Below are 12,305 nucleotides of genomic sequence, written 5' to 3' on the forward strand. Positions count from 1 at the left end.
TCTTATCCAACCATTAGTCTTTCTTCAGGATAGCGGTAAGTCAATTCTCTTTTCTTACCAGCAATAGATAACAGGAATGACACAAATCCAATTCTACCTATGAACATGAATAGAATAATAATTACCTTACTTAAAATTGATAAGTCTGGTGTAATCCCTGTTGATACTCCAACAGTCCCAAAGGCTGAGGTCACTTCAAAAATAATTTGAATGACCGTAAACTTGTCACCTTCAGTAATTAATATTGTTAAAACACCAAAGAAGACTAATATCATCGCCAGGATAAATACTGCAAAAGCTCTATGGATATCTATTTTAGCGATACGTTTCTTAAAGACATTTACATCCTGTCTTCCTTTTACAAAGCTAACCAAAAATAAAACTAATATTATAAATGTAGTCGTTCTTATACCACCACCCGCACTAGAAGGTGAAGCACCAATAAACATGAGCATACTCATAATAACTTGTGTAGGTTCAGCCAATTGATCAACAGGCACTGTCGTAATACCTCCACTTCTTGTCGTGGTAGATAAAAACAAACTGTCAACAATGGAATTTAAGATATTCTTGTCTTTAAAAAATCTTGGTAATTCTAACAGTAATATAAAAAACATACCTATAACTAAAAGTATTGCATGAGTGGACACTGTTACTTTAGTGAATAATGAAAAATTAAAACCAGGTGATTTCTTTCGAAAATAATGCTTCACCTCTATTAATACAGGGTATCCAATCGCACCTAGAATGATTTGACACATTACTGGAATCTGTATTATAAAGTTACCACTTTGATGGACTAGAGAATTACTGTATAAATCAAGCCCACCATTGGTAGTCGCTGAAACAGATAAAAATGTACCATGTAAAAGTGCATAAGCGAAATCACCTGTTGCATTATAAAAATAAGAAACATAAATTATCGCGCCTATAAATTCAACGAGTAACAAGACGGAAAAGATGTCTAAGACCATACGAACTGCTCCAGAAGTCTGATGACGCGCATTATCCGTCATAATTTGTCTTCTTTCCCTAACGCTGATCTTACGACCGATTAACAACCAAACCAAAGTCCCTACTGCCATAATCCCAATACCACCAAGGTTCATTAAAAACATAATGATGATATAACCTGCTTGGTTGAATGTTTCAACTAGAGTTACAGTACTCAAGCCTGTCACTGACAAGGCGGAAGCAGCTATAAATACTGTATCTATAAAGGGAATTGATCCATCAGAATAAATTACTGGGATACTTAATAGCCCTGTTGCCAATATTAAGGCAATCAAATAGTACATTAAAATTGCTCGCTGAGGGCTCAAACCATTAGTTTTTTTAGCATCTCTCAACAATTTACTATCCCCAATCCATTTCTAAATGTTTTATTACAGTCATATTATACACGAAATTATTCTTAGGAAAAGAGTGATAACGATAGTTCGTCAAATAAAACGGTGATTTCTGTAATGAACAGAAATCACCGTTTCTAATAAATATTGAAGTTTTTACAGCCTATTTTTCAACTATTCTAAAGTGACAGTTAATGATTCTTGTTGACCATCTCTATAAAAATCGATAACCATCTCTTCGCCAGATTGTTTTTCATAGTAAAGATGCTGACGTAACTCAACCATATTCTTAATTGGTTCACCATCTAATTGAGTAATGACATCGAGTTGTTGAAGACCTGCTTCTGAAGCAGGGGAGCCATCTTGGACACTCGTAACGATGACGCCACCTTTAACATCTTCAGGTAAGTTCAGTTGATCATATACTTGTGACGATGCAACATTTAGCAAGTCCTGTAAGGTAATGCCTAAGAATGGTCGAATCACTTCACCATTTTCTTCTAGTTGACTTGTTACTTCTTGTACCTCATTTACAGGAATTGCAAACCCAATTCCTTCAACAGAAGCAATACCGACTTTCATTGAATTAATTCCAATCAGTCGACCATTACTATCAATTAAGGCTCCACCAGAGTTACCTGGGTTGATGGCTGCATCGGTCTGTAATACACTCGCTTCCCAGTTGTTAGAGCCATCACCATCTAAATCTACTGGTACAGACCGGTCTAAGCCAGAAATAATACCTTGAGAGACAGAGCCAGAGAATATTTCACCGAGTGGCGAACCGATAGCAATTGCTGGTTCACCTACTAGTAAATCACTACTATCCCCAAACTCAATTGTACTCTCTACAACATCTGCTGGAATACTTAGGACAGCTAAATCCGTCCAAATATCAGTACCGACAATATCGGCATCGACAGAATCGCCACTTTCTAAGTTGATTTTGACTTGTTCAGCACCATCGACAACGTGGTGATTCGTTACAACATAGGCAAGGTCGCCATCTACCTTATAAATAACACCAGAACCACTACCCGCTTCTTCCGCTTCACCAGAGTCCGTCGTCATGCCTGGAATTATAGATTCCATTCTCTGCATATTAATGACTGAAACAACAGCAGGTTTTGCTTTTTGGACTGCTGCAGTTGTATCTGTGATAACCTTACCTTCATTATCAGCTTCCAATTGTTCTTTCACTTCAGAAACATCTTGGTTAGAATCGAGGTCAGCTGCAGTATTCTCGTCTGTACTTACTTCACTCTCTTCGTTGTCAGAAGTAAATAATGCGTACACACCTAAAACGAGTAAGGCACCGAGAATACCAGCAATTAAAGGTATTAAGAACGATTTAAAACCGAAACTACCTTTAGTCTTTTCTTTAGTATCATGTGAATCTCTCATTCTATTTTCTATCTTTACTGATTCTTCATTGACACTATCATCTTTAGCTTCTTCGTGAGTGACTGCTTCCTCACTTCCGCCAAACTCTCTGTCGTATTCTCTTTGTCTAGAGAATTCATAACGATCCTTATCTCTGGCATCGTCACTTTTTCTATCAGTGAAATTTCTCGCTGTACGTCTGTACTTATCACGGTCAATCGGACGTTCTCTTTCGTCTGACATTCATATCACTCCATCCTAATTACTTATCAATAATTATAAGACCTTTTAAAATGACATGCCAATTAAAACCATTAGGATTTAGGTTCTGTAACATTTTGTTCTTTTTTAGAACCACCGAACCAACCTGCTAGAACAATAATCAACATTACTACCCAGAAGATAATCTTCCAAGTTGTTGAGTGTGGGAAGTCGTGAGGAATAACACCAATCGCATCATGTGCAAGTGTTAAGACCGCAAGTTTTACACCTACCCAGCCAACTATGACAAAGGCTGCAACTTCAAGTGATGGTCTTTTTGCAAGTAATTCAACAAAGTAGTTCGCGAAGAATCTCATGATAATGACACCTATTAAACCACCGATTAACATGACTGTATACTGACCCGCATTAACACCAAAGAAGTCTCCACCAACAGCCGGTAAAGCAAGTGCAATTGCTGCAGCTGCTAATATAGAATCTACTGCAAAGGCAATATCGGCTAACTCAACTTTTAACACTGTCATCCAGAAACCAGATTCTTTCTTATCTTTCTGTTTCTCTGCAAGTTCTTCAGTTGAAGTATTTGATTTCTTCTTAATTTCGATTAAGTGTGAAATTGACACATAGAACAAGTAAAGCGCACCTAAAGCTTGTACCCACCACCATTGTACGAGCCAAACAAGTAATAAAATAGCAATAACACGGAAAACAAAGGCTCCTAAAAGGCCGTAGAACAAGGCTTTCTTACGTTTTACAGGCTCTAAATGTCTAACCATTACTGCAAGTACAACTGCATTATCCGCAGCAAGTAGTCCTTCTAAACCTACTAAGACGATTAAAACCCACAGGTATTCTAATAAAACCGCTGTATCCAAAATAATTCCTCCCATATTTAAATATTTCAAACACAAAAAGAGACCTATAACAGTGCCTAGACTTTGGCCTAAGCTCTGTTAAGGTCTCACGATACAATATTATATATTGCTCAGTACACCGGATTACTCCGTAGTGACGACGCACTGATAGTTTCCTATTCGTTACTCCCCTTATAGAAGGTTCGTCTTATGTGTTTGTTAATTCTTTTATAATATATGCTATCTACTGTAAAAAGTAAAGTTATTTTATAAAAGACTATATAATTTAATCTCAGGATACTTCTCGCTGAACCAACGCATAGCAAAATCATTTTCAAAGAGGAAGACCTTATTGTCATAGCGATCATATACCAAGTTCGCTCTTGGTGAATGCATCGCATCTGTAATATCTTCTTCATTCTCTACCCAACGCGCAATTTTCTTACCGATTGGTTCCATAATTATATCCGTATTGTACTCATTCTTCATACGATGTTCGAAAACTTCAAACTGAAGCTGACCAACAGCACCAAGTATAGGCTGATTTGTATGCATTGATTTATAATATTGAATTGCACCTTCTTGAACGAGCTGTTCAATACCTTTATAGAAATGCTTTTGTTTCATCACGTTTTTAGCAGTGACTTTCATAAAGATTTCAGGCGTAAATTGTGGTAAATCTACATACTCACGTTTTTTGCCATTATATAAAGTATCACCAATTTGATAGTTACCAGTGTCATATAGGCCAATTATGTCACCTGCATAGGCTTCATTAATCGTTTCTTTATCATCAGCCATAAACATTGTGGCTCTGGTAATTTTAGATTTCTTTCCGGTACGTGCAAGCGTTCCGTCCATACCTCTGGTAAATTTCCCTGAGACAATTCGCATAAAGGCTAGGCGGTCACGGTGTCTCGGATCCATGTTCGCTTGAATTTTGAAGATAAAACCAGAAAACTCATCATCTTGAGGTTCTACTATCTGGCCTTCTGTCGTTTCACGTCCTGTAGGTGCTGGTGCAAAATCTACATAAGTGTCTAAAAACTCTTCAATACCAAATGTTGATAAGGCTGAACCAAAGAATACTGGTGTTAAATCCCCACTGGATATCTTAGCTGGGTCAAATTCATCACCGGCTTCTTCAACCAACATAAACTCTTCAAGTGAGGCTTTAAAGGCTGAGTCTTCTGATATATCGTGTGGTTCTGTTAACTCATAATCCTCATTTAGTGCTAATTGACCTTCTTCTCTAAATGGATTGATTGTCTTCGTCCGACGGTTGATAATACCAAAAAAGCTTTGACCCATACCAATTGGCCAAGTCATTGGGTACGTTTCTATATCCAATGTCGATTCAATTTCTTCTAACAACTCAAAAGGTTCTTTACCGACACGGTCGAGCTTGTTGATGAATGTGAAAATTGGAATACCACGCATTTTACAAACCTTAAATAGTTTTAAGGTTTGAGGTTCAATCCCTTTTGCTGCATCGATTACCATGACAGCCGAGTCTACTGCCATCAAAGTACGATACGTATCTTCTGAGAAGTCTTCGTGTCCTGGTGTATCAAGGATATTAATTTTATAACCATCAAAATCAAATTGCATGACAGAACTCGTCACACTGATACCACGCTCTTGTTCGACTTTCATCCAGTCACTTGTTGCAAATTTCCCTGTCTTTTTACCTTTTACAGTTCCGGCTTCTCTAATCGCACCACCAAAAAGTAATAACTTTTCTGTTAGCGTAGTTTTCCCCGCATCAGGGTGAGAAATGATTGCAAAAGTTTTTCTCTTATTAATTTCCGTTTTAATATCCATTTTAATCTCCTTAAATCTTACCGATTGCTAAGCCAATTTCATTGGCAATTTCACTACTCTCTCTTTCATCCATAAAAGAAAAAAGATGTAACATCGCTTCTTGTTCAACTTCATTGGTCGTCATACCTTTAGCAATTTTCATAGCAAAAGATAGATCCGGTATGCTCACGATATAATTCATTTCATCTAGGGCTACATATACACTCATTGTCACATCATTAATCTTAATCGAGTGTTTTTTCATAGTCATCGCCTTTGTATTTTCTATACGCTGCGTCTAGGGCAATAAGATCATCTCTATGAGGCATTTTTACATAATTTTCGACAATTTGATAAGGTTCTCTTCCTTTACATGCCAAGACAATAGTATCTCCGGGTTTAGCAATATCTACAGCGTGAATAATACCTGCTTCACGGTCTGTATAAGATACGAAGTTTTCATGCGTCGCACCTTCCTCTAAGAGCTTAACCAGCATTTTTGGATCATCATTAGCTGGATTATCAGGCGTAAAGATTGCATAGTCTGCTAAGGTTGCAATCTCACCCATTTCCTTAGCTTTTGTATAATCTCGTTCCCCTGTCATACCCACCAGACAGATCAACTTGCCATTTGCAAAAGGTTGAACTGTATTAATCACTTTTCTTAAGGCATCGGGTGTATGTGCAAAGTCAATGATGATATTGATTGGTAATGTCGGATCTAGCACTTCAAGGCGACCTTCAACAGGTTTCATTCCAGGCACTGCTTGTAGTATTTGTTCAAAAGAATAACCTTGTAACCATTCAGAAATAATCGCGCACATCAGATTTTGTATATTATAGTCACCGACAAATGGAGAGTTCACTTGATACTGTCCTTCGGGTGTATTCAAAGTAAAATTAAACCCTTCTAAACTCCCCTCTATATCAGTAGGGTAAAAATCTGCTGTGTCATGCATACCGTAAGTAATTGTTTCAAATGGCGTCATATCTTTATAGACATTTGACCAAGAATCATCATCGTTTAAAATGACATATTTATGTTTTTTTACATCTTGGCCAAGCTGTGAGAATAAAAGTCCTTTAACATAGCCATATTCGTCCATACTATGGTGAAAATCTAAGTGGTCTTGAGTCAGATTGGTAAACACTGCGATATCAAAATTGATTCCAAACGTTCGCCCGAGCTTTAAACCATGAGATGAAACTTCCATCGTAAATACTTCTGCGTCACTATCACTTGCATCTTTTAGACGTTTGTGTAATCTGGTTGTCTCTGGTGTAGTATTGACGGAATTCGTGTGGATATCGTTTATCATAAAACCGTTGGTTCCAAGATAAGCGCTTTTTTTACCTAAAGCCATGCTCAAATTATGAATCATCGTGGAGACTGTTGTCTTACCGTTGGTGCCTGTCACACCTATCATAGTCTGTGTTTCGTGCGGGAAGTCATAAATATATTCAGAGAACAAGGCCGCAGTTTTAGCTGGATCCTTTACAATTAATAATCCTACATTTTCTGGTAATTCAATATGGCGATCAGACACTATGAAACGACAGCCTTTGTCAATTGCATCCTCGACAAAAGATAAACCGTCCGTTACATGCCCCTTTAGCACAACAAAGACTGAGGTCTCATCCACTTCTCTTGAATCTGTTGTTATATCTCTTACAATATCAGGAAAAGTACCATGTGTTTGTTTAACTTTTATTAGAGATAGAAGCATTGTTGTTTTCATTTCCGCTTACCACCTTTCAACTTAAATTATTATACATGAAAATTGACGCTAATAGACAATATTATATAGATTTTAACAAAAAACAGGCTAAGCAAGATGCTTAGCCTATTCCAATCAGTGATCGTTTTCAATTATGCATTTTTTTGTGCCTTTTTCTCTTTTGCCGCGTCTCTTCTTTCCTTACGTCGAATCAAAATAATACTCACTTCATAGAGTAGTATCATTGGTATTAAGGTAACAAGATGGGTAAAGACATCAGGTGGTGCAATTAATGCCGTAATTACCATCAAGATAAAATAAGCATATTTACGCATAGATGTCATTACATCCACACTTAAGAGTTCAATATGATGAAGGAACATCGCAACAACTGGCAATTGGAAAACGAGTCCAAACGGTATTGTTGTAATAAGTAGAAACGACATATACTCATCAGCAGTCACAAGTACGTTAAAGTTTTGCTCTCCCATTTCAATTAAGAAAAAGTAACTTAAAGGATGTACAATAAAATATCCAAAGGCTAAACCAATACAAAATAAAATAAGCATGACTGGTAAGGAACCTTTTAGAAACTGCGTTTCCTTATCAACAAGGCCCGGTCTCATAAACTGCCATAAAAACCAGCAAATGAATGGTATTGAGAAACCAATACTGATTGCACCTGATGTTCTAAGATAAAATCGAATTACTTCAAATGGTCCTAAAACAACGATATCCGCACCTTTTGAAACGACCGGAAACCACCAACCAACAGTAGAGAATATGATTAAGAACATAGCAAATATAACTAAGGCTGACTTAATGAGCACACGTCTTAAGTCTTCAAGATGGTCAGTAAGCGGTGCATAAGGGTCTTCTTTAGTTACCTTTTTGCGTTTTCTGACTACCTCTTCTTCAGTATGTTCTGTCACTTCCCGCTTCTTTCGACTGTCCTTGTTTTTTGGTTCCATTTGACATCACCTAACTTCTATTCTAAGCGTCCGCCGTCTTCAGCATATCTAATTATACCTTCTGCACAACGATATGCCAATGCCCCAACAGTAGCTGTTGGATTATAACCACTATTATGTTGGAAATTACCGGCACCCACTACGAATAAATTGTCACGGTCCCAATGTTGTAAATAATTGTTTACAACACTGTTGTCAGGACTCGCACCCATAGTAGTACCACCTGTGTTGTGTGTCGATTGATAAGGGACAATATCGTAATCGCCTAATTCACCATCTTTAAGTATTTCTTTAGCGCCCATTTCTTCTAAAATTTCCGCACAACGTTCAACTAAAAATGCTGAGTTATTTTTATCTTGTTCTTTAAAGTTATAAGTCAAACGAACTAGTGGTACACCGTAGGCATCATTGTAATCTTCATCCATGGAGAGATAGTTATCTCTGTGCGGCAGTGTACATCCTTGTCCTTGAACACGTAGTGTACGAGTATAATTGTGTATTGAAGCTTCTTTAAATTCTTCGCCCCATGATGGAGTGCCTTCTGGCACAGTGTTACTCAATATTGGTCTCGCACCTGTTTGTGTAATGGCAATATTACCACCATGTAAGAAATCTAAATCAGAATGATCAAAGTTATCTCCATTGTAGTTGTCTAGAGCCATACCAAGTGAACCAGCACCCATAAATGTGTTGAACTGTTCATCGAAGAATCCAGATGCACCGCCGAAGATTTGATAACAGTAGTTACGACCCAGTGTACCTTCACCTGTTTCTGGATCATACTGTTCACCGATGTCTGACACTGCTAACAATTTATAATTGTTGAACACATAACTTGTTAATGCAACAACATCTGCAGGTTGAATAAATTCTTCCCCAGTGATAGTATCGACAAATTTCACACCAGAAACCTTGCTATCATCATCTTCATCAGTGATAATTTCAACAACATTTGCATTTAAGCGTAAGGTAAAATCATCACTCTCTTGTGCCTTTGGAATAACTGTAACTTCAGGAGAAGATTTAGCTCCATACTCACAACCGAAACGTTCACAGAAGGCACAATACTGACAGGCATTAATTGTTTGACCATCTGGGTTTTCATACTGTTCACTTAAGTTTGCTGAAGGCATCATGATTGGATCTAGTTCTAATCCTTTAGCCGCTTCTTCAAACATTTTTAATGTCTTAGACTTAAGCATTGGCGGTGTTGGATATGGTTCAGAGCGATGTCCACCAAGAGGGTTTTCTTCACCTGAGATACCAGCAGTTTTTTCAAAAGTATTGAAGTAAGGCTCTAACTCATCGTAAGTGATACCCCAGTCTTCAATTTGGTATCCTCTTTCATCTTTTAGTTTTTCTGCACCGTATCTTTCTTCAGTCATGGAACGAATTTCAAAGTCATAAGGTAAGAATCTCCATGTCTGACCATTCCAGTGCGTACCTGCCCCACCAAGATTTTCTCCTAATAAGAATGAACCTTGTTGACGCATTGGTAGTGCTTTTTCATCAGGACTGTTTCTAAATGTTAGTGTTTCTTTAGAAATGTCCTGCATTAACTCATAACGTACTGCATATTTTAGTTCATCATGCACGTGCTGGTAGTCTTCAGTACCACGTTTAACTCCACGTTCTAATCCAACTACGCTTAAGCCTGCTTTAGTCGCTTCTGCTGCAATAATACCACCAGTCCAGCCTACACCGACCGTTACTACATCTACTTTATCTAAAGTTGTTGCCATAATTTATCCCCCTATAAATCTATATATACTTAACTTTTAATGTCCCATACCATATACAGGTAATGGTTCAATTTCATGGAATTCATCATCTTCGATATATTGAATATATGACATTTGATGGCCAGGGAATTGCTTCATCTTCCAGCCTGCCATATCTCTATTTCCTCTATAAACTGGATCTGCATAAGCACCTTCGATTGTGGCTGAGCGCAGCATAGTAAAGAAATAGCTACTTGTTGCTGTATGACTTGGTACATCTAAATCAACATTACCTTCTTGGAAGTCTGTTAAGATTTCATCCATTTGTCCAGCTTCTAAATCAGCAAAGTTTGCATCATGTCTACTGTTTGCTTCTTCATTTAACTTTCTAATACCTAGCATGAAATAGTCTCTTCGATTTAGATTAGATTGATAGCCTTGAGTCGGTAGGGCCTCTTCGAAAGGACCTTGCATGTATTCTTTTGAGTTAAATCCATATTGACCCATTAATTGTCCATCTAAATAGTAAGCACAACCTAGTTCTTCTGCACCTGGTCCTACGTCACTTTCCGGGAAGATTCTTTCCATTGCTGCTGTGACTGTATCAAAATCAGTGTCATTGTGGAAAAACATTCTTGCGTTGTCAGTCGTTCCACCGTTAGACCCTGATGATTCTTCCGAGGCTGTGTCTTCTGAAGTTTGACTCTCAGAACCTGAGGAATCATTTAAGTTAAATCCTACAAGCCCACCTAAAAGTGAACCTCCAATAATTCCACCTGTTGCTGCACCGGTTGTCTTTAAGAAGTCCCGTCTAGAGAATTCTTTTTCACTACCTTTTTTATTCGCCATTTTAATTCCTCCTCAAAATTCATGTACATCACTTAATACTTCTTATTAACAAAATTCTACTCCTCATTTACTGATAAGTCTAGAGTCTTTAAGAAAATAAAATAATTCCAATTTAAGCCATATTGATTAAAAAAATAATGTATAATAAGATTAAATCAATAGATTATTATCTATACTTAAAGAAGGCGGTGAAAATTTATGTCATTTTTTAATCTACTAACGTGGAAAAATAATCATATGGATCTGCGTTACGTCACAGATGAACTGCATGGAAATATTAAAATTAACAAGCTATATGTGGATGGTCGTGATATCGACATGAATAAGGTCAATGAAAAGTATGCTTCAAGACTAATGGATGCACAAAGAAAAATCACTTCTTATAGAATCCTCATGCTCGTATTATTTACTTTAGTCGTATTTATGCCTGCACTTCTACTTAGTGTCATTCAAGCGAATGTTTTACTTATTGGCTGTATCATTGTCTACACAATCGTTGCCTACTTCCTTGTTGAAGCAGTAAACCAAGTCGAAATTAACAAAGTGCTCTATGAAATTGATAACGATGAAGAAATCCATGTACAACACTAAGGTTGTACATGGATTATTTTATTCTTTCCCTTTTGCTGTATTTAAATGTGAAATCTCTCCATATAACTTGGTATCTGTAAAATTGACCTGAGATATTTTTTTACCTGCTGCAATAAACACAGTCTTCTTATTTAAAGTACATCGTAACCACCAGTAGCCATCATTCTCGTATAATTTATCGAAGTAGAACTTCATATTTTTTCTTGTAATTCCTAATCTTTTTGCCTTTACTGAAGGATAATCTCTTATGTTAATTGGATATTTAGTTAAAAATCCACCACTCCAGAGCCAAGCCTGCTTATAAATTTTTGGACTGACATTGATTGCTAGAGGATTAATTCCAGTGCAGACAAAATTTCTTTCCCCCACTATAAACCCATATTTTTGAAATTGGATATGAAGGTGACTCGCCATAGCTACGTTATCGTAATTCGTATTACTCTGATATCCTATAATGTCCCCTTCTTTAACTGACTGGCCTATTTTGACTGAAAGTGGTCGTTTTAGATGACCATAAATCACCTGGTAGCCAAGGTTCTTATTCGCAATCACTACGGTACCACCAAAATTTCCAAAATCACTCGTTCCTGAAGTGACTACACCATCAAAGACTGCGGGTATCGGTGCTCGGTCATATTTAGCTAAATCATAGGCTCTGTGGTACCCTCCACAAAATTGATCGTAATTGTAGCCCCTCACAGTGTAATTTCTCAACCCCCAAACACCACTTTGATAACGATTTGGATCAGATGTCACTGTAAAACCCTTATTGATAAGATATGCGATTGGATTCATTTGTTTGCCTCCTTATGTGTTCTATTACTTATATCGTTTGAACAAATAG

At 37.2% G+C, this 12,305-nt stretch carries 11 protein-coding genes; 1 reads left to right on the forward strand and 10 read right to left on the reverse strand.

What is annotated here, in order from left to right:
* Positions 1-2: 2 nt before the first annotated feature.
* The 9 genes from JEM45_RS04500 to JEM45_RS04540 form a co-directional block, all read right to left on the reverse strand.
* Entirely contained in the window at positions 3-1,298 is a 1,296-nt protein-coding gene (locus JEM45_RS04500) for a TrkH family potassium uptake protein (RefSeq protein ID WP_156889184.1), read from the reverse strand.
* 225 nt (positions 1,299-1,523) lie between these two features.
* A complete protein-coding gene (locus JEM45_RS04505; protein ID WP_198687898.1) occupies positions 1,524-2,975 on the reverse strand; it encodes a S1C family serine protease in 1,452 nt (483 codons plus the stop codon).
* 71 nt (positions 2,976-3,046) lie between these two features.
* A complete protein-coding gene (locus tag JEM45_RS04510) occupies positions 3,047-3,829 on the reverse strand; it encodes a TerC family protein (RefSeq protein ID WP_026867434.1) in 783 nt (260 codons plus the stop codon).
* A 246-nt stretch (positions 3,830-4,075) separates the two neighbouring features.
* Positions 4,076-5,632: a peptide chain release factor 3 gene (locus tag JEM45_RS04515; RefSeq protein ID WP_166627199.1), complete on the reverse strand. Its 1,557-nt coding sequence runs from the start codon at positions 5,630-5,632 to the stop codon at positions 4,076-4,078.
* 10 nt (positions 5,633-5,642) lie between these two features.
* Positions 5,643-5,876, reverse strand: a complete 234-nt coding sequence (locus JEM45_RS04520) for a YueH family protein (protein WP_026867432.1) — start codon at positions 5,874-5,876, stop codon at positions 5,643-5,645.
* The gene (locus JEM45_RS04525) at positions 5,857-7,350 is read right to left on the reverse strand and encodes a UDP-N-acetylmuramoyl-L-alanyl-D-glutamate--2,6-diaminopimelate ligase (protein WP_026867431.1); all 1,494 of its coding nucleotides are present in this window, start codon (positions 7,348-7,350) and stop codon (positions 5,857-5,859) included. Before JEM45_RS04525 ends, JEM45_RS04520 begins: the two co-directional genes overlap by 20 nt.
* A 131-nt stretch (positions 7,351-7,481) precedes the next feature.
* Positions 7,482-8,300, reverse strand: a complete 819-nt coding sequence (gene tatC / locus JEM45_RS04530) for a twin-arginine translocase subunit TatC (RefSeq protein WP_026867430.1) — start codon at positions 8,298-8,300, stop codon at positions 7,482-7,484.
* Positions 8,301-8,317: 17 nt separating this feature from the next.
* Entirely contained in the window at positions 8,318-10,042 is a 1,725-nt protein-coding gene (locus tag JEM45_RS04535; protein ID WP_026867429.1) for a GMC family oxidoreductase, read from the reverse strand.
* Positions 10,043-10,078: 36 nt separating this feature from the next.
* Positions 10,079-10,870 carry a gluconate 2-dehydrogenase subunit 3 family protein gene (locus JEM45_RS04540; RefSeq protein ID WP_026867428.1) on the reverse strand — a complete coding sequence of 264 codons (792 nt, stop codon included), beginning with the start codon at positions 10,868-10,870 and terminating at the stop codon, positions 10,079-10,081.
* 198 nt (positions 10,871-11,068) lie between these two features.
* On the opposite strand from JEM45_RS04540, the gene JEM45_RS04545 reads away from it, so the two are divergent.
* Positions 11,069-11,461, forward strand: coding sequence for a hypothetical protein (locus JEM45_RS04545; RefSeq protein ID WP_198687899.1), 393 nt, complete (start codon positions 11,069-11,071; stop codon positions 11,459-11,461).
* Positions 11,462-11,479: 18 nt separating this feature from the next.
* Here JEM45_RS04545 and JEM45_RS04550 read toward each other — a convergent pair whose 3' ends face one another.
* A complete protein-coding gene (locus JEM45_RS04550) occupies positions 11,480-12,256 on the reverse strand; it encodes a M23 family metallopeptidase (RefSeq protein ID WP_166627200.1) in 777 nt (258 codons plus the stop codon).
* Between the last annotated feature and the right edge of the window lie 49 nt (positions 12,257-12,305).

The sequence above is a fragment of the Jeotgalicoccus sp. ATCC 8456 genome, from assembly GCF_016313225.1.
GTDB lineage: Bacteria > Bacillota > Bacilli > Staphylococcales > Salinicoccaceae > Jeotgalicoccus > Jeotgalicoccus marinus.